The sequence below is a fragment of the Streptomyces sp. NBC_00490 genome (genome assembly GCF_036013645.1).
Lineage (GTDB): Bacteria > Actinomycetota > Actinomycetes > Streptomycetales > Streptomycetaceae > Streptomyces > Streptomyces canus_F.
In genome coordinates, this window is record NZ_CP107869.1 from 8,729,281 (window position 1) to 8,747,439 (window position 18,159).

The following is an 18,159-nucleotide window of genomic DNA, read 5'->3' on the forward strand; positions in this document are numbered from 1 at the left end:
TCAGCGGGTGGAGGCGAGTTCCCCGGACCGTTGCGTCAGCCCGTTGCCCAGGTCCTCCACCAGCAGACGCTTGGAGATCGTGTCGACCGCGGCCAGCAGATCCGTGCCCGCCGGGCGGCCGATGTCCTGCTGCACCCGCTCCTCCAGCCACGTGGCCCAGGCCTTCCCGATGACACGGGCCTCGCGGGTGCCCGCGTCGGTGTGTGAGAAGAGGTTGCCGGCGCGGGTCAGGTAGCCCTCGTCGATCATCCGGTCGAAGACCGGCAGCAGCACCTCGGGCGGCATGTGTCGGCGGGCGGCGATCAGGCCCAGGCTGGCGTGGCCCGTCATCCGTGTGAACAGCTCCACCTGCATCACCGCCCAGGCGCCGGCGATGTCCAGACGGGTGTCGGACGCCGCCACGATACGGCGCGCGTCCTCCACCCCCGTGGTGCCGATGATCTTCCCGACCGCCGCCTCCAGCACCCGCTGCGAGTCCGCCCCGGACGGCTGCCCGAAGCCCTCGCCCATGTCGGTGGAGCCCGCCCGCGCGCTGTCGCGCAGCTGGACCTGTTTGAGGAACAGGGCGACCACGAACCCCAGCGCCGCCACCGGCACCGTCCACAGGAAGACGGTCTGGATGGTGTCGGCGTAGGCGTCGATGATCGGGGCGGCCACCGCCGGCGGCAGGTCGTGCACGCCCTCCGGACTGGTCGCCGCCTTGGCGATGACCGCCGGGTCGAGACCGCTGCCGGTCTGCGCGGCCCGCGCGACGCCCTCCTCGAGGTTGGGCTTGAGGGAGTTGGCGTAGATGGTGCCGAAGACGGCCGTGCCGAACGAACTGCCCAGCGTGCGGAAGAAGGTGACACCGGAGGTGGCGGTGCCCAGGTCGGTGTAGTCGACGGTGTTCTGCACGGCGATCGTCAGCACCTGCATGCACAGACCGATGCCGGAGCCGAGCACGAACATGTACAGCGACTCCAGCCAGGCCCCGGTGTCCGGCCCCATCAGGGACATCAGATACAGCCCGACCCCCATCACCAGGGAGCCGACGATCGGGAAGATCCGGTACTGCCCGGTCTTGCTGACCACGTTGCCGCTCGCGACGGACGCGAGGAGCAGGCCGATGACCATCGGCAGCGTCCGCACCCCGGAGACCGTGGCCGAGTCGCCGTCGACGTACTGCAGATAGCTCGGCAGATACGTCATCGCGCCGAGCATGGCGAAGCCGACGATGAAGCTGAGGATCGAGCAGACGGTGAACACCGGGTTCCTGAACAGCCGCATCGGCAGCATCGGTTCGGGCGCCCGGGTCTCCACCCAGCAGAACAGACCGAGGGCGACGGCGCCGCCGACGAACAGGGCGATGATGACGCCCGAACCCCACGCGTACTCGTTGCCGCCCCAACTCGTCGCCAGGATCAAAGTGCTGGCCCCGGCCGCGACCAGAGCGATGCCGAGATAGTCGATGACCGGCCGGGAGGCCGACTTCACCACCGGGATCGTGCGGGCGGCCGCGAAGACGACGACGATCGCGATCGGGACGTTGACGTAGAACGCCCAGCGCCAGGTCAGATGGTCGGTGAACAGGCCGCCGAGCAGCGGTCCGATGACGGTCGCGACGCCGAAGACGGCACCGATGGCGCCCTGGTACTTGCCGCGCTCCCGCAGCGGGATGACATCGGCGATCAGGGCCATCGACGTGACCATCAGACCGCCCGCGCCGATGCCCTGCATCGCCCGCCAGGCGATGAGCAGCGTCATGTTCCCGGCGAGACCGCACAGGAACGAACCCGTGATGAACACGATCGCCGAGACCTGGAACACCACCTTGCGGCCGAACAGGTCGCCGAACTTGCCCACCAGGACCGTCGAGACGGTCTCCGCGAGCAGATAGGAGGTGACCACCCACGACATGTGCTCGGCGCCGCCCAGGTCCGACACGATCGTCGGCAGGGCCGTGCCGACGATCGTCTGGTCGAGGGCGGCCAGCAGCATGCCCAGCATGATCGTCACGAAGACGACGTTGCGACGACGCTTGTCCAGTACCGGCGGCTCTGCGGCGGGCGGCGCGACTTCCTCGGTGACGGTCACGAGGTCACGATCACACCGGCCACCCAGGGGCGCCTGCGGGACGGGCCGCTCGGGTGCCCTACCGCTGCCCGGGGTTGCGGCGCAGCAGATACGTGTCCATGATCCAGCCCTTGCGCTCCCGGGCCTCGGCCCGCAGCCGCTCGATCCGGGGCGCGGCCTCGGCGATCGGGCCCGAGGCGAGGATCTCGTCCGGGGTGCCGATGTAGGCGCCCCAGTAGATGTCGATGTCCTCGTCCGCGTACTGCCGGAACGTCTGGTGGGCGTCGAGCATCACGACCACGTCGTCCACGCCCTCGGGGAACCCCTCGGCGAGCCGCCGTCCGGTGGTGATCTGCACGGGCCGGGCGACCCGGTTCAGTCCGGTGCGATGCCGGGCGACGAGGGCGGAGACACTGCTGATGCCGGGCACGACGTCGTACGCGAAGCTGACGGCACCCCGCTCCAGGATCTCCTCCAGGATCCCGAGCGTGCTGTCGTACAGCGCGGGGTCACCCCACACCAGGAACGCGCCGCTCTCGTCCTCGCCCAGCTCCTCGGTGATCAGCCGCTCGTAGATCCCGGCACGGGCGCTGCGCCAGTCCCCGACGGCGGGCGAGTAGGCAGCGCCGCCCGCCTTACGGTCCCGCTCCGGGTCCCGCGCCTCGACGACGCGGTACGTCCCCTCCGGTATGTGCGCCTCCAGCATGTCCCGGCGCAGATCCGTCAGGTCGCTCTTCACCTCGCCCTTGTCCAGGACGAAGAACACGTCCGTGCTCCGCAGCGCCCTGACCGCCTGGAGCGTGAGCTGGTCGGGGTCGCCCGCGCCGATACCGATGACATGAATCTTTCGCACGCCCCGAGTCTGCCGTACGCCACTGACAGGGAGGTCACCGCGTCCGGGGGCGCGGCGCGGGGCCGCGGGGAGAGGGCCGCGCCCGAGGCCCGGTGCCGTGCCCCGGCGCCGCTTCCGGAGTCACCGTCGCATTCGTATCGGCTGCGGGCCGGAGGGGGCTGGTCGCGCAGTTCCCCGCGCCCCTTGGGTCGGGTGGCGGCCCGGAGTCGCAGGGTGCGGCTTCCGTGGCTGCGTCGGCTGCGGGTAGTCGTGATGGTGCGGGTGAGTGGGGGCTGGTCGCGCAGTTCCCCGCGCCCCTGAGGTCGGGTACCGACCCGAGTCGCAAGGCGAGGCATCCTTGCCTGCGTCGGCTGCGGGCGGTCGTGATGCTGCGGGCGGGTGGGGGCTGGTCGCGCAGTTCCCCGCGCCCCTGAGGTCGGGTACCGACCCGAGTCGCAAGGCGAGGCATCCTTGCCTGCGTCGGCTGCGGGCGGTCGTGATGCTGCGGGTGAGTGGGGGCTGGTCGCGCAGTTCCCCGCGCCCCTTGGGTCGGGTGGCGGCCCGGTGTCGCAGGGTGTGGCTTCCTCGGCCGCCTTTGTTCCTGTCCTGGACGTCGACGTCGTGGCTACCACCGGTGTCACCGGCGCAGGCGTGGTGCCCGTAGTCCCGCGTCCACGGCCTCGCCGCCCCGCTCCACATCGTCCGCCAGCTCCCGAGCCCACCCGGCGAGTCCGGCCAGGTCCATTCCGTACGGCCGCCGCGTTCCCGTGTCCGACGCCCAGTCCTCGACCGCCCCGGCGCCGCGCCGCAGCAGCCGCGCCCCGCCCGTGACGTTGCCGCGGGCCGCGTGTGTGAGGCCGACCGCGAGCTGGGCCAGGCCGCGCCACAGGGCCCGCTCCTCGTCGGGGCCGGACTTCCAGGCGTCCTCGAAGACCTCGTGCGCATGGAAGGGCTTGCCCGCGTCCAGCAGCTCCTGGGCCTCCGCGACGCTCCGCTCGGGGGTGCGTACCACCCCCTCCGGCTGCCGCTCCACCCCGTCCGCGCCGTACGGCAGGGGCCGCCCGAGCCCGTCCCGCGGCCGGGCGTTGCGCGCCCGGCCCTCGTCGTCCCGGTCCCTGGCGTCGGCCTGCTGTCCTGAGGATGTGCTGCCCATGTGCCGATTGTCCCGCGCGGCCCGGGCCGTCTTCGAGGCGGCCCACCAAGTGGGGTAAAGTGCTCTTCGCGCGATCACGCGGTTCGCCGCGCGAAAACGCACCGGGACGTGGCGCAGCTTGGTAGCGCACTTGACTGGGGGTCAAGGGGTCGCAGGTTCAAATCCTGTCGTCCCGACGGTGTTCACCGGCGGATCTGCCTGAGGCAGGTCCGCCGGTCGCGTTTCAGCGGTCGCCCTGCCGCGTCCGGCCCCGGTAACGCTCCGCCACCTCCCCCAGATACCCCCGCAGCATGACCTTCGCCTCGTCCAGCAGCGCCGCGTCCCCCGTCCTGTCCCGCCGGAACGCCTCCTGGGCGAGAGCGTCGGCCGCGAGCATGGCCGCGTGGCAGGTGCGGGCCAGCGCCTCGTCGTCCTCGGCGAGGTCGAGGGCGAGGAGGATACGGCGGATGCCGTCGGCCATGCGGCGCTTGTGCTCACGGTCGGCGGCGCGGGTCTGCTCGGTCAGACCGCTGCCGAACCACAGGGCCCGGAAACCGTGCTCGGTGCGGTAGATGGAGGCGAACGCGTCGATGAGGATGCCGACCGGGTCGACCCAGCGCTGCGCCGCGGCCGCGTCGACCAGGTCGTCCATCGCGGCCTCCAGCTTCGCGAAGTACCCGGCCGCGAGCGCCTCGATGATCGCCCCCCGGTCCGGCAGGTACTGGTACAGCGAGCCGACCGAGACCCTCGCCTCGGCCGCGATCCGGGTCGTGGTGAGCGCCTCGACGCCCTCCTCGACCAGCACGCGCTCGGCGGTCTCCAGGACCCGGGCGAGCCGGGCCTTGCTGCGGGCCTGCTGGGGCGTGCGGCGCAGCGAGGCGACGCCCGCCGCCCAGTCCGTGTCCGTGAGGGGATCGGCCACGCAACAACCTCCGAATGTGAACGTGACTTTGTTTCATGTTTAGGTTAGCGTCGCGCGCATGACCGACTCAAGCTCGGCGTGGAGCGTGGAGCGGGCCGCCGTTGCCGACGCCTGCCGTCGGCTGGGCGCCGAGGGACTCCTCATCGGCACGGCCGGGAACGTCAGCGTGCGCACGGAGGACCGCGTCGCGATCACCGCCACCGGCGCGGTCCTCGCCGACCTCACCCCGGACCAGGTGACCGTCGTCGACCTCGACGGAAAGATCGTGTCCGGAGGTCTCAGGCCGACCTCGGAACTGGACCTGCACCTCGGTGTCTACCACCGCTACGGCACCGGCGCCGTCGTCCACACCCATGCGCCCATGGCGACCGCGCTCTCCCTCGTCCTCGACGAACTGCCCTGCATCCACTACCAGTTGCTCACTCTCGGCGGCACCGTACGCGTGGCACCGTACGCCACCTTCGGCACCCCGGAACTCGCCGAGTCGGTGCTCACCGCACTGGAGGGCCGCGGCGGAGCACTGATGGCCAACCACGGCGCGGTCACCCACGCCCCGACGCTCGACAAGGCGGTCGAGCACGCCCTGCTGCTGGAGTGGGCCTGCGGGGTCTACCAGAGCGCGGCCGCCCTCGGACAGCCCCGCGTCCTCGACGAACAGCAGCAACTCGCGGTCATCGAGGCCGCTGTCGCGCGCAATTACGGCACCACACAATCCGTACCACCTGTGCAGGAGGGACCCTGATGAAGGTCGTCACGATGGGCGTGCACGTACTGGACGTGCTGGTACGGCCGGTGGAGGCCATACCCGAGGGGCAGGGCGCCACCCTGGTGGAGGACATCCGCATGACCGCCGCCGGTACGGCCGCCGGCACCGCGCTCACCCTCGCCAAGCTCGGCGCACGGGTGCGTACCGCCGGAGCGATCGGCACCGACCCGACGGGCGACCTGCTGGTGCGGCTGCTCGACCAGGCCGGCATCGACACCGGGTTGCTCGTCCGCCGTATCGACACCTCCACCTCCGCGAGCGTGCTGCCCATCCGCCCCAACGGCGACCGCCCCTCCCTCCACCTCCTCGGCGCCAACATCACCTACGGCCTCGACGACGTCCCCTGGGACGCGGTCGCCGAGGCGACCCATCTCCACCTGGGCGGACCGGAGTTGATCGGCGCCGAGGTCGCCGCGCGCATCCTGGCGCACGCCAAGGAGCATGGCGTCGTCACCTCCGTGGACCTTCTCGCCCCCGGTGAGCTCGGCACCTTCGACCAGATCGAACCGCTGCTCCCGTACGTCGACTACCTGCTGCCCAACGACGACCAGGTCCTCGGCTTCAGCGGCGAGGACGACCTCGTGACCGGCGCGAAGAAGCTGGTCGCCGCCGGGGCCGGGCTCGTCGCCGTCACCCGCGGCGGTGACGGCGCGCTGCTGGTGACCGCCGAGGGCACCGAGGACGTCCCCGCCTTCGAGATCGAGGTCGTCGACACGACCGGATGCGGCGACGCCTTCTCCGCCGGCTTCCTGCGCGGCATCAGCCTCGACCGCACACCGCGAGAAGCCGCCATCCTGGGCAGTGCCGCGGCGGCCCTGGTGGCCCAGGGGCTCGGCAGCGACCACGGGGACTTCGACCTCGCCGAGGCCGACGAGTTCTCCATGACCGCCAAGGTGCGCGCCTGAGCCGAGGCCCCAGGAGCACCACGGAGCGCGGGACGCCTCCGTGGTGCATCCGCCCCGGGGCCTGACCGCCGGTGCCCGCACCGAAGCTCCCGGGGCTGATAGACAGGGAGGCATGACCACCTTGATCTTCCGCCCGACCTGGAACGCCCGATGACCGCCGGCATCGACACCCCCGACGGCCGGGGCCGCACCGGACTGCACCGCACCGGCCTCGACCTGAGCGGCAACCCCCGTGTCAAGGTCCGCGACGTGAAACTCCTGTCCAGCCACTGGTACGTCGAGCGGGCCACCACCTTCGACCTCCAACGCGCCGACGGCACGTGGAGCACGCAGCAGCGCGAGACCCACGACCGCGGCAACGGCGCCACCATGCTGCTCTACGACGCCGAACGCGAAACCGTCCTGCTCACCCGGCAGTTCCGCTTCCCCGTCTACGTCAACGGCCACCCCGACGGCATGCTGATCGAGACGCCGGGCGGGCTGCTCGACGACGAGGACGAGCACCCGGAGATCGCGGTACGGCGTGAGGTCATCGAGGAGACCGGGCACACCATCGGCGAGGTCCGGCACGTCTTCGACGTCTACATGAGCCCGGGGTCCGTGACCGAACGGGTCAGCTTCTACGCCGCCGAGTACGGCCCCTCCACCCACACCCACGAGGGCGGCGGCCTGGACGAGGAGGGCGAGGACATCGAGATCCTCGAACTGCCCTTCCGCCGGGCCCTGGAGATGATCCGCGCGGGGGAGATCGCCGACGCGAAGACCATCATGCTGCTGCAATGGGCTGCTCTGGAGGGGCCGTTCGCCGCCAGGGCGTGAATCCCCTTGCGTTGAAGTGCACTTCACCTTGCAGACTCCCGTTTGCGCACCCCGAACGCGGATGCGTGAACGGGAGGGGTTTCCCATGAAGTACCGCACGATCGGCACCGACCCGACGACCCGCCGCGAGGTCAGTGTGCTCGCCCTCGGCGCGATGCTGTTCGGCTCGCGCACCGACGAGGAGACCGCCTTCGCCGTGCTCGACCGCTACGTCGAGGCCGGCGGCAACTTCATCGACACGTCCGACAACTACGCCTTCTGGATCGACGGCGGCCAGGGCGGCCAGAGCGAGGAGCTGCTCGGGCGCTGGCGGCGCAGCCGCGGCATCGGCGCCGAGATCGTGATCGCCACCAAGCTCGGCGCCCGCCCCCTCGCCCCCGGCACCAGCTATGTCGACAACGCGGAGGGCCTGTCCGCGAAGGTGATCCGTGAGGCCGCCGAGCGCAGCCGGGAACGGCTCGGCGTGGACAAGCTCGATCTGCTCTACGCCCACGTCGAGGACCACGCGGTGCCCCTGCGGGAGACCGTCGAGGGCTTCGCCGAACTGGTCGCCGAGGGCACGGTCGGCCTCCTCGGTGTCAGCAACCACGCCGTGTGGCGGGTCGAGCGGGCCCGGTCGATCGCCGCCGCGGCCGGACTGCCCGGCTACGAGGTGTTCCAGTACGCCCACAGCCACCTCCGCCCGCGCTACGACGTCCCCGACGACCTCTTCCCCGACGGCAGCCTCGGCCACGCGGGACCCGACCTCCTCGGCTATCTGCGCGAGGAGCCCGGACTGACCCTGGTCGCCTACTCGCCCCTGCTCAAGGGCGCCTACACGCACCCGGAGCGGCTGCCCGCCGACTTCGACCACCCGGGCACCCCGGCCCGCCTCCAGGTCCTGCGCGAGGTGGCCCGCGAGACCGGGGCGACCGTCAACCAGGTCGTCCTGGCCTGGCAGATCGGCGGCACGCTGCCGATCATCCCGCTGGCCGGAGTGTCCTCGGTGGCCCAGCTGGAGGAGAACCTGGCCGCGATCGACCTGGAGCTGACCGAGGAGCAGCGGGCCCGGCTGGACGGGGCGCACTGACCACGGCCGCAGTACGCTCCGAAGGACCCGAAGGGAGAGTGCGCCATGAGCCTGTTCCCCACCGAGCGGTCCGTCCGGACGACCCCCGAAGGCCTGCTGTGGGAGCCCGGCGAGCGGTGGGTGCGCGGGTACAAACGCGACGTCACCGTCGTCGACAGCCGCCACCCGGTCCTCGTCTGGGAGCCCGGCGTCCCCGTCCCGTGCTACGCGTTCCCCCGCGAGGAGGTCCGCACGGACCTCCTCCGCCCGGCGAAGAACCCGCGCACCGGCGCCCACACCGGATCGCAGACCTTCTACGACCTCGAGGTCGACGGCGAGCTCGTGGAGAACGCGGCGTGGACCTTCCCGGCCGACGACCTCGCCGGGCACATCGCCTTCGAGTGGTTCCGGCACTGGGACAGCGGCCTGGACCACTGGTACGAGGAGGAGGAAGAGATCTTCGTCCACCCCCGTGACCCGCACAAACGGGTGGACGCGCTGCCCAGCAGCCGCCATGTCGTGGTCGAGATCGCCGGTACCGTCGTCGCCGACAGCCGGCGACCGGTCCTGCTCTTCGAGACCTCGCTGCCCACGCGGTACTACCTCCCCCGCGAGGACATCCGCCTCGACCTGTTCACCCCGACCGACCACCGCACCGGCTGCCCGTACAAGGGCACGGCCGAGTACTGGAGTTGGCGCGGCGAGGGCGACATCCCCCGCAACATCCTGTGGAGTTACCCGGAGCCGCTGCTCGCGGTGGCCCCGGTCAGGGGACTCCTCGCCTTCTACAACGAGGCCGTCGACATCACCGTGGACGGCGAACGCCAGGAGCGGCCGGTCACGCCGTTCACCGCGAGCCTCACGACCTGACCAGCAGCTGGAAGTCGAACGCGTACCGGGACGCACGGTAGATGTGCGTCCCGTACTCGACCGGCCGGCCCGTGTCGTCGTAGGCCGTGCGCTGCATCGTCAGCAGCGCGGCCCCCGCCTTCTCGTCCAGGCGTGCCGCCTCCTCGGCGGTGGCGCAGCGGGCCCCTATGGTCTGGCGGGCGCTGTGCAGGGTGATGCCCGCCGAGCGCATCAGCCGGTACAGGCCCGTCGACTCCAGCCGGGCGGAGTCGAGTTCGAGGAGTGTCGCGGGCAGGTAGTTGCACAGGATCGCGACCGGTTGGCCGTGCGTGGCGCGCAGCCGTTCCAGGACGACGACGTCGCCGCCCTCCGCGACACCGAGCGCGGCGGCCACGTCGGCGGAGGCCGGGGTGTGCTCGTTGCGCACCACCACCGTGGTCGGCCCCTGTCCGGCGGCTTCCAAGTCGTCGTAGAGGCTGCTCAGTTCCAGGCCGCGCTTGACCTGGCTGTGCACCACCTGTGTGCCCACCCCGCGCCGCCGGACGAGCAGTCCCTTGTCGACGAGGGACTGGATCGCCTGGCGGACCGTCGGCCGGGACAGGCCGAGGCGTACGGACAGGTCTATCTCGTTGCCCAGGAGGTTTCCCGGGGCCAGGGCCCCGTGCTCGATCGCCGCCTCCAGCTGCTGGGCGAGCTGGTAGTAGAGCGGCACCGGACTGCCCCGGTCCAGGGCGAAGTCCAGGGAGTCGAGTGCGGGGGCGGTAGCGGCACGTGAGGAACCACCGGTCTTCGCCATGGAACGTCCCTCCCTTCTGAGGAAGCGTCAGGAGTGGCTGGGGAAGCCGAGGTTGATACCCGCGTCGGCCGGATCCGGCCAGCGCGTGGTGATCACCTTCCCCTGGGTGTAGAAGGCGACGCCGTCGTTGCCGTAGACATGCAGATCGCCGAAGAGGGAGTCCTTCCAGCCGCCGAAGGAGTGGTAGCCGACCGGGACCGGGATCGGCACGTTCACGCCGACCATGCCCGCCTTGACCTCCAGCTGGAACCGGCGGGCGGCGCCGCCGTCCCGGGTGAAGATCGCGGTGCCGTTGCCCCAGCGGGAGTCGTTGATCAGCTTGATGGCCTCGTCGTAGGACTGAGCACGGACCACCACCAGCACCGGGCCGAAGATCTCGTCCCGGTAGGCGTCCGCCGTCAGCGGCACCTTGTCCAGCAGCGAGACGCCGAGGAAGAAACCGTCCTCGTGGCCCTCGACGGAGTGTCCGGTGCCGTCGACGACGACCACCGCGCCCTGCTCGGCGGCCGACGTCACGTAGGACGCCACCTTGTCGCGGTGCTCGCGCGTGATCAGCGGACCCATCTCGGACGACGGGTCGTCGCCGGGGCCGATCGTCAGGTTCCTCGCGCGTTCGGCGATCTTGCCGACCAGTTCGTCCCCCGTGTCGCCGACCGCCACGACCACCGACACGGCCATGCAGCGCTCGCCCGCCGAGCCGTAGGCCGCGTTGATCGCCTGGTCGGCGGCGAAGTCCAGGTCGGCGTCGGGCAGCACCAGCATGTGGTTCTTGGCGCCACCGAGCGCCTGCACCCGCTTGCCGTGCTCGACCCCCTTGAGCTGGATGTACTTGGCGATCGGTGTCGAGCCGACGAAGGAGACCGCCTCGACGTCGGGGTGCTCCAGGAGGCGGTCGACGGCCACCTTGTCGCCCTGCACGATGTTCAGGACACCGTCCGGCAGACCCGCCTCGGAGGCGAGTTCGGCCAGCCGGAAGGAGGCCGAGGGGTCCTTCTCGCTGGGCTTGAGCACGAAGGTGTTCCCGCAGGCGATGGCGAGCGGGAACATCCACATCGGCACCATGGCCGGGAAGTTGAACGGGGTGATGCCCGCGACCACGCCCAGCGGCTGCCGGATCGAGGCGACGTCGACCCGGGTCGAGACCTGCGTCGACAGCTCGCCCTTCAGCTGCACGCTGATCCCGCAGGCCAGCTCCACGATCTCCATGCCGCGCGCCACCTCGCCGAGCGCGTCGCTGTGCACCTTGCCGTGCTCGGCGGTGATCAGCGCGGCGATCTCGTCGCGGTGGGCGTCCAGGAGCTCGCGGTACTTGAAGAGGACCGCCGTGCGCCTGGCCAGCGAGGAGGTGCCCCAGCTCTCGAACGCGGCCTTGGCGGAGGCCACGGCGGCGTCCACCTCGTCGACCGTCGCGAACGCGACCTGCTTCTCCTGCGCGCCGGTCGCCGGGTTGTAGACGGCGCCGTGGCGGCCGGAGAGGCCTTCGACGGGCTTGCCGTCGATCCAGTGGGTGAGGGTCTTCATGGTGCGGGGCCTTTCCTGAGCGGTGGTTCAGAGGTGGCGGCGGCGGTCGGCGACCTGGCGGTCGTACTCCCCGCGGGCCCGTACGGCCGCCTCGCGGGAGGCGGTCTCGGCGACCGGCACGTCCCACCAGGCCTCGGTCGGGGGAGCGGCCGGGTTGGCGGTGTCGGTCTCGACGTACACGCAGGTCGGCCGGTCCGAGGCGCGGGCCGCGGCCAGTGCCTCCCGCAGCTCGCGCACCGTCTTGGCGCGCAGCACGTCCATGCCGAGGCTGGCCGCGTTGGCGGCGAGGTCGACGGGGAGCGGGGCGCCGGAGAAGGTGCCGTCGGCGGCCCGGTAGCGGTAGGCGGTGCCGAAGCGCTCCGCGCCGACCGTCTCGGAGAGGCCGCCGATGGAGGCGTAGCCGTGGTTCTGGATGAGGACCAGGTTGATCGGCAGGCCCTCCTGGACGGCCGTGACGATCTCGGTCGGCATCATCAGATAGGTGCCGTCGCCGACCAGCGCCCACACGGGTGTGCCGGGGCTCGCCTGCTGGACACCGATCGCGGCCGGGATCTCGTAGCCCATGCAGGAGTAGCCGTACTCCAGGTGGTACTGGCGGGGGCTCCGGGCCCGCCAGAGCTTGTGCAGGTCGCCGGGGAGCGAGCCCGCCGCGTTGATCACCACGTCCTCGTCGCCGACCACCGCGTCGAGGGCGCCCAGGAGCTGGGTCTGGGTCGGGACGGCGTGCTCGTCGGCGGCGCCGAAAGCCGCGTCGACCACCTGCTCCCAGCGTTCCTTGCCGGAGCGGTACTCGGACTCGTAGGCCGGGTCCACCCGGTGGCCGGACAGCGCCTCCGTCAACGCCGTGAGCCCCGCCCGGGCGTCGCAGACCAGGGTCCGCGCCGCGAGTTTGTGGGCGTCGAAGCCCGTGATGTTGAGGTTGAGGAACCGGACGCCGGGGTCGAGGAAGAGCGTGCCCGAGGCGGTGGTGAAGTCCGTGTACCTGGTGCCCACGCCGATCACCAGGTCCGCGGTGCGGGCCAGGTCGTCGCTGACCGATGTCCCGGTGTGGCCGATGCCGCCGAGGTCGGCGGGGTGATCGTGGCGCAGCGAACCCTTGCCGGCCTGGGTCGAGGCGACCGGGATGCCGGTGGCGTCCACGAACGCCTTCAGCGCCTCCTCGGCCTTGCTGTGGTGGATGCCGCCGCCCGCGACGATCAGGGGGCGGGCGGCGGACCGTACGGCACGCACCGCCTCGGCCAGCTCGACGGGATCGGGAGCGGGACGCCGTACGCGCCACACGCGCTCGGCGAAGAACTCCTCCGGCCAGTCGTGGGCCTCGGCCTGCACGTCCTGGGGGAGGGCGAGGGTGACGGCGCCGGTCTCCGCGGGGTCGGCGAGGATCCGCATGGCGTTGAGGGCGGAGGGGATCAGGGCTTCCGGACGGGTGACGCGGTCGAACCAGCGGGAGACCGGGCGCAGGGTGTCGTTGACCGACACGTCCGCCTCCGTGGGGTGCTCCAGCTGCTGGAGGAGCGGGTCGGCGGTGCGGGTGGCGAAGTAGTCGCCGGGCAGGAGCAGGACCGGGATGCGGTTGATCGTCGCGAGGGCGGCGCCGGTGACCAGGTTGGTCGCGCCCGGGCCGATGGACGTGGTCACGGCCTGCGCGGAGAGCCGGTCGAGGTGGCGGGCGTGGCCGACGGCCGCGTGCACCATGGACTGCTCGTTGCGGCCCTGGTGGAACGGCATCACGCCCTCACCGGCCTCCAGCAGCGCCTGCCCGAGCCCCGCCACGTTGCCGTGGCCGAAGATGCCCCAGGTCCCGGCGATCAGCCGGTGCCGTTCCCCGTCCCGCTCGGTGTACTGGACGGACAGGAACCGCACCAGGGCTTGGGCGACGGTCAGGCGGCGGGCGGGCGTGCTCATCAGGACTTCTCCGGTGCCGTGTAGAGGGGGAGGCGGGGGTCGGCCGACTGGTCGGGCCAGGTGTCGCGGATGCGGGCGTGGTCCGGGCGGTCGCGGACCGGCCGGACACGCTCGGCCTCGGGGCCCGCCATGACGTCGAGGTAGTACATGGGGTGACCGGGTACGGCCATGGAGGGCCCGTGCCGGCCGTCCGGGCTCAGCACGACGTCACCGCCGCGCACTTCGGCCGAACCCTGTCCATCAGGGGCCTCCGGCGCGGGCGGCGGCACCGAAGTTGTCGACCTGCCGGGAGCAGTTGCCCCGGCCGGCCGACTCGGGGGACACGTCGACCAGGCAGGGGCCGCCGAGGGCCTTTCCCGGGGGAGGTGATGCGTCATCGGTGCCTCCGTGCCTTCCGTACCCGTCGTGTCACAGCAGCCCGACGGCCGTGTCGACCGCCGTCTCCACGCTGCCGTCGGCCGGGTAGAGCAGGGAGCGGCCCACGACCATGCCCTGGACCGTCGGCAGCCTGAGCGCCTTGCGCCAGCGCTCGTAGGCGGCCTCCTGGTCGTCGACCTCGCCGCCCAGCAGCACGGCGGGCAGGGTGGAGGCCTCCAGGACCTCCGCCATGTCGTCCGGGTCATGGGTCACGGGCAGCTTCAGCCAGGTGTACGCGGAGGTGCCGCCGAGGCCCGAGGCGATGGCGATCGACCTGGTGACGGCCTCGGGGGAGAGGTCGTTGACGACCCTGCCGCCGAGCCGCCGGGAGAGGAAGGGTTCCACGAACAGGGGGAGCCGGTGGGCCGCCATGTCGTCGATCGCGCGGGCCGTGGACTCCAGTGTGGTCAGCGAGCCCGGGTCGTCGTGGTCGATGCGCAGCAGCAGCTTGCCCGCGTCGAAGCGGAGCCGGGCGAGGTCCTGGGCGCGGTGGCCGGTGAAGCGGTCGTCCAGCTCGAAGGCGGCGCCCGCGAGGCCGCCGCGGTTCATCGAGCCCATGACGACCTTGTTCTCCAGCACACCGAGCAGGAGCAGGTCCTCCAGGATGTCCGCGGTGGCCAGCACCCCGTCCACGCCGGGCCGGGACAGGGCGATGCAGAGCCGTTCCAGCAGGTCGGCGCGGTCGGCCATGGCGAGCGGGCGGTCGCGGACACCGAGGGCGCCACGGGCCGGGTGATCGGCGGCGACGATCATCAGCCGGCCGCTGTCGCCCAGCAGCGGGCGCCGCGCGCGGCGGGCGGCCGCCTCGGCGATCGCCTCCGGATGCCGGGCCCTGAGGGAGGCGAGGTCGCGGATGCCCGTGCTCACGAGGGCACTCCGTCCAGCAGGCCCTCGACCTCGGCCGCCGTCGGCATCGCCGAGGAGCAGGCGAGACGGGAGGCGACGAGGGCGCCGGCCGCGTTGGCGTAGCGCATGATCCGCTCCAGCTCCCAGCCGGACAGCAGACCGTGGCAGAGGGAGCCGCCGAACGCGTCGCCGGCGCCGAGGCCGTTGACCACCTCGACCGGGACCGGCGGGACCTCGGCGGTCGTGCCGTCGCGGTGGACCGCGAGCACCCCCTTGGGGCCCTGCTTGACGACGGCCAGCTCCACTCCGGCCGCCAGCAGGGCCTCCGCGCAGGCGCGGGGTTCGCGGACGCCGGTGGCGATCTCGCACTCGTCGAGGTTGCCGACCGCGACCGTCACATGGCGCAGGGCCTCCGCGTAGTACGGGCGGGCCTCCTCGGGGTCGCGCCAGAACATGGGGCGCCAGTCGAGGTCGAAGACGGTGGTGCCCGCCTTGGCGCGGGCCTTCAGCGCGGCGAGCGTGGCCGAGCGGCTGGGCTCCTCGCTCAGACCGGTGCCGGTGATCCAGAAGATCCGGGCCGCGCGGATCGCGAAGTAGTCCAGCTCATCCGTGTGGATCTCCAGGTCGGGAGCCTTGGGCCGGCGGTAGAAGTACAGCGGGAAGTCGTCCGGCGGGAAGATCTCGCAGAACGTCAGCGGCGTCGGGTACGCGGCCACCGAGGTCACCCAGCGGTCGTCGACGCCGAACTCCTTGAGCGCGGTGTGGAGATAGGTGCCGAAGGGATCGTCGCCGGTACGGGTGATCACGGCGGCGGAGCGCCCCAGCCGGGCGGCGGCGACCGAAACATTGGCCGCCGAACCACCCAGAAACTTTCCGAACTTCTGCACATCGCCCAGTGGCACGCCGGTCTGGAGTGGGTAAAGATCAACTCCTATGCGGCCGATCGTGATCAAGTCGAAGGGCTGGGATGAATCGGCCATGTGTGACGCTCCTCGAGTCCCAGGGGGCCTGTCGCCTCCCAGATGTAGGACCCGGAGGGCAACCCTGTCAAGACTTTGTACTTACATTCGGACCTGATTGTGAAATGATGTCTTAACAAAGTATTGACAGCGGGCTCCGGAGGGGATGGAATCCCGTCCCAGTACAACCGCCGTATTTGCGGCACGCGACCCGGACATGCCAAGATCCCGGGCCTCGGAATCCCCCGGGATCTTTTTCTCCCTTTCCCCCGTAAGCACAGTGAGGTGCAGGAAAGATGGACCGCTCTTCTCACTCCCGTTCTCGTCGATTCGCCCCAGTTGTGGCGATCGCCGCGGCGGCTGCCCTGACCCTCGCCGGCTGCTCCAGCAGCTCCGGGGGCAAGAAGTCCGAGGAGAGCGCAGACGGCGCCTCAGCGGGCAAGGCCACCACTCCGCGCATGACGATCGCGCTGGTCACGCACCAGTCGCAGGGCGACACCTTCTGGGACATCGTCCGCAAGGGCGCCACGGCCGCGGCCGCCAAGGACAACGTCAAGCTGGTCTACTCGGCCGACCCGAGCGCGGCCAAGCAGGCCGGTCTCATCCAGAACGCCATCGACCAGAAGGTCGACGGCATCGCGGTCACCCTCGCCAAGCCGGACGCCCTCAAGGACGTCATAGGCAAGGCGAAGGCGGCGGGCATCCCCGTCGTCGGTCTGAACTCCGGAGTCAGCGAGTGGCAGAACCTCGGCCTGATGGAGTTCTTCGGCCAGGACGAGACCGTCGCCGGTGAGGCGCTCGGCAAGCGGCTGAACGAGGCCGGTGCCAAGAGTGCCGTCTGTGTCGTCCAGGAGCAGGGCAACATCGGCCTGACCCAGCGCTGCGACGGCGTCGACAAGACCTTCGACGGCAAGCTCCAGACGCTCAACGTCAACGGCACCGACATGCCGTCCGTGACGTCGACGATCACCGCCAAGCTCAGCGACAAGTCCATCGACTACGTCGTCACCCTGGGCGCCCCCTTCGCGCTGGCCGCTGTGCAGTCGGTGTCGGACGCGGGCAGCAAGGCCAAGATCGCGACCTTCGACCTCAACAAGGACCTGACGGGCGCCATCAGCAAGGGCACCATCGAGTTCGCGGTCGACCAGCAGCCCTACCTCCAGGGCTACCTGGCGATCGACTCGCTGTGGCTCTACAAGAACAACGGCAACTACATGGGCGGCGGCGAGCAGCCGGTGCTGACCGGACCCGCCTTCGTCGACAAGACCAACGTCGACAAGGTCGCCGAGTTCGCCTCGAAGGGCACCCGGTGATGGGTATGACCCAGCACGCCGAGCCGGCGGTGACCACACCGCCGGCCCCCGGCCCGAAGGAGACCGACGGCCGGACCGCTCAACGATCCCTGGCGCTGCGCCTGTTGGCGCGCCCCGACGTCGGTGTCTTCCTCGGCGCCGTGGCGGTGTGGGTGTTCTTCCTCATCTCCGCCCCGCCGGTGCGCGACGGCGGCTCGATGGCCAACATCCTGTACCAGTCCTCCACCATCGGGATCATGGCGCTGCCCGTGGCGCTGCTGATGATCGGCGGCGAGTTCGACCTCTCCTCCGGCGTCGCCGTCATCACCTCGGCGCTCACCGCGAGCATGCTCGCCTACCAGCTCACCATGAACGTGTGGGTGGGTGTCATCGCCGCACTGATCGCGTCGCTCGCGGTCGGGTTCCTCAACGGCTGGCTGGTGATGAAGACCGGCCTGCCCAGCTTCCTGATCACCCTGGGCACGTTCCTGATCCTCCAGGGCGTGAACCTCGCGGTCACCAAGCTGGTCACCGGCAACGTGGCCACCGACGACATCAGCGACATGGACGGCTTCGACGGAGCGAAGAAGATCTTCGCCTCGTCCTTCGAGGTCGGCGGCGTCCAGATCAAGATCACCATCGTCTACTGGCTGGTCTTCGCCGCGCTCGCGACCTGGGTGCTGCTGCGCACCAAGTACGGCAACTGGATCTTCGCCGTCGGCGGCAACAAGGACTCCGCGCGGGCCGTCGGTGTCCCGGTGACCTTCACCAAGATCTCCCTGTTCATGCTGGTCGGCTTCGGCGCCTGGTTCGTCGGCATGCACAACCTCTTCGCCTTCAACACCGTGCAGTCCGGCGAGGGCGTCGGCCAGGAGCTCATCTACATCTCCGCGGCCGTGATCGGCGGCTGTCTGCTCACCGGCGGCGCCGGCTCCGCGATCGGCCCGGTCTTCGGCGCGTTCATGTTCGGCATGGTGCAGCAGGGCATCGTGTACGCCGGCTGGAACCCGGACTGGTTCAAGGCCTTCCTCGGCGTGATGCTCCTCGGCGCCGTAATGATCAATCTGTGGGTCAGCCGTACGGCGACCCGGAGGTGAC

General features: G+C 70.9%; 16 protein-coding genes, 1 tRNA gene and 1 pseudogene. 8 read left to right on the plus strand and 10 right to left on the minus strand.

Annotated features, from left to right (window positions below; translation table 11 throughout):
* The 3 genes from OG381_RS39750 to OG381_RS39760 form a co-directional block, all read right to left on the minus strand.
* Complete coding sequence (locus OG381_RS39750; RefSeq protein WP_327720811.1) at positions 1 to 2,073, minus strand: MDR family MFS transporter; 2,073 nt, start codon at positions 2,071 to 2,073, stop codon at positions 1 to 3.
* Positions 2,074 to 2,131: 58 nt separating this feature from the next.
* Positions 2,132 to 2,905 carry a precorrin-6A synthase (deacetylating) gene (cobF, locus tag OG381_RS39755; protein ID WP_327720812.1) on the minus strand — a complete coding sequence of 258 codons (774 nt, stop codon included), beginning with the start codon at positions 2,903 to 2,905 and terminating at the stop codon, positions 2,132 to 2,134.
* Between the two features lie 616 nt (positions 2,906 to 3,521).
* Positions 3,522 to 4,037: a DUF309 domain-containing protein gene (locus OG381_RS39760; protein ID WP_327720813.1), complete on the minus strand. Its 516-nt coding sequence runs from the start codon at positions 4,035 to 4,037 to the stop codon at positions 3,522 to 3,524.
* Positions 4,038 to 4,139: 102 nt separating this feature from the next.
* Here OG381_RS39760 and OG381_RS39765 point away from each other — a divergent pair.
* Positions 4,140 to 4,213: transfer RNA gene (locus tag OG381_RS39765), tRNA-Pro, on the plus strand.
* Between the two features lie 47 nt (positions 4,214 to 4,260).
* Here the strand turns inward: OG381_RS39765 and OG381_RS39770 are convergent.
* The gene (locus OG381_RS39770) at positions 4,261 to 4,938 is read right to left on the minus strand and encodes a TetR/AcrR family transcriptional regulator (RefSeq protein ID WP_327720814.1); all 678 of its coding nucleotides are present in this window, start codon (positions 4,936 to 4,938) and stop codon (positions 4,261 to 4,263) included.
* A 58-nt stretch (positions 4,939 to 4,996) separates the two neighbouring features.
* Here OG381_RS39770 and OG381_RS39775 point away from each other — a divergent pair, with 58 nt between their 5' ends.
* The 5 genes from OG381_RS39775 (at position 4,997) to OG381_RS39795 (ending at position 9,346) form a co-directional block, all read left to right on the plus strand.
* Positions 4,997 to 5,680: a class II aldolase/adducin family protein gene (locus OG381_RS39775; RefSeq protein ID WP_327720815.1), complete on the plus strand. Its 684-nt coding sequence runs from the start codon at positions 4,997 to 4,999 to the stop codon at positions 5,678 to 5,680.
* On the plus strand, positions 5,680 to 6,609 hold the full coding sequence (locus tag OG381_RS39780) for a carbohydrate kinase family protein (RefSeq protein ID WP_327720816.1): 930 nt from the start codon (positions 5,680 to 5,682) through the stop codon (positions 6,607 to 6,609). Before OG381_RS39775 ends, OG381_RS39780 begins: the two co-directional genes overlap by 1 nt.
* Before the next feature lie 150 nt (positions 6,610 to 6,759).
* Positions 6,760 to 7,428, plus strand: a complete 669-nt coding sequence (locus OG381_RS39785) for an NUDIX domain-containing protein (RefSeq protein ID WP_327720817.1) — start codon at positions 6,760 to 6,762, stop codon at positions 7,426 to 7,428.
* An 85-nt stretch (positions 7,429 to 7,513) separates the two neighbouring features.
* A complete protein-coding gene (locus OG381_RS39790) occupies positions 7,514 to 8,497 on the plus strand; it encodes an aldo/keto reductase (RefSeq protein ID WP_327720818.1) in 984 nt (327 codons plus the stop codon).
* Between the two features lie 45 nt (positions 8,498 to 8,542).
* Positions 8,543 to 9,346: a DUF427 domain-containing protein gene (locus OG381_RS39795; protein ID WP_327720819.1), complete on the plus strand. Its 804-nt coding sequence runs from the start codon at positions 8,543 to 8,545 to the stop codon at positions 9,344 to 9,346.
* On the opposite strand, the gene OG381_RS39800 is transcribed toward OG381_RS39795, so the two are convergent.
* The 6 genes and pseudogenes from OG381_RS39800 to iolC form a co-directional block, all read right to left on the minus strand.
* Positions 9,336 to 10,121, minus strand: a complete 786-nt coding sequence (locus tag OG381_RS39800) for a GntR family transcriptional regulator (protein ID WP_327720820.1) — start codon at positions 10,119 to 10,121, stop codon at positions 9,336 to 9,338. The two genes, OG381_RS39795 and OG381_RS39800, sit on opposite strands and share 11 nt — an antisense overlap.
* A gap of 27 nt (positions 10,122 to 10,148) precedes the next feature.
* Entirely contained in the window at positions 10,149 to 11,642 is a 1,494-nt protein-coding gene (locus tag OG381_RS39805) for a CoA-acylating methylmalonate-semialdehyde dehydrogenase (RefSeq protein WP_327720821.1), read from the minus strand.
* A gap of 27 nt (positions 11,643 to 11,669) precedes the next feature.
* The gene (gene iolD / locus OG381_RS39810; protein WP_327720822.1) at positions 11,670 to 13,547 is read right to left on the minus strand and encodes a 3D-(3,5/4)-trihydroxycyclohexane-1,2-dione acylhydrolase (decyclizing); all 1,878 of its coding nucleotides are present in this window, start codon (positions 13,545 to 13,547) and stop codon (positions 11,670 to 11,672) included.
* Positions 13,547 to 13,774 (minus strand): annotated as a pseudogene (locus OG381_RS39815) (5-deoxy-glucuronate isomerase); the annotation flags it as partial. The pseudogene OG381_RS39815 and the gene iolD, both read right to left, overlap by 1 nt.
* A gap of 181 nt (positions 13,775 to 13,955) precedes the next feature.
* On the minus strand, positions 13,956 to 14,831 hold the full coding sequence (locus tag OG381_RS39820) for a Cgl0159 family (beta/alpha)8-fold protein (RefSeq protein WP_327720823.1): 876 nt from the start codon (positions 14,829 to 14,831) through the stop codon (positions 13,956 to 13,958).
* Positions 14,828 to 15,790, minus strand: a complete 963-nt coding sequence (gene iolC / locus OG381_RS39825) for a 5-dehydro-2-deoxygluconokinase (RefSeq protein ID WP_327720824.1) — start codon at positions 15,788 to 15,790, stop codon at positions 14,828 to 14,830. Before iolC ends, OG381_RS39820 begins: the two co-directional genes overlap by 4 nt.
* Before the next feature lie 275 nt (positions 15,791 to 16,065).
* On the opposite strand from iolC, the gene OG381_RS39830 reads away from it, so the two are divergent.
* Positions 16,066 to 17,082 (plus strand): sugar ABC transporter substrate-binding protein, encoded by a 1,017-nt coding sequence (locus OG381_RS39830; protein ID WP_327720825.1) that lies wholly within the window; start codon positions 16,066 to 16,068, stop codon positions 17,080 to 17,082.
* Entirely contained in the window at positions 17,082 to 18,158 is a 1,077-nt protein-coding gene (locus OG381_RS39835) for an ABC transporter permease (RefSeq protein WP_327720826.1), read from the plus strand. Before OG381_RS39830 ends, OG381_RS39835 begins: the two co-directional genes overlap by 1 nt.
* Position 18,159: the final 1 nt, after the last annotated feature.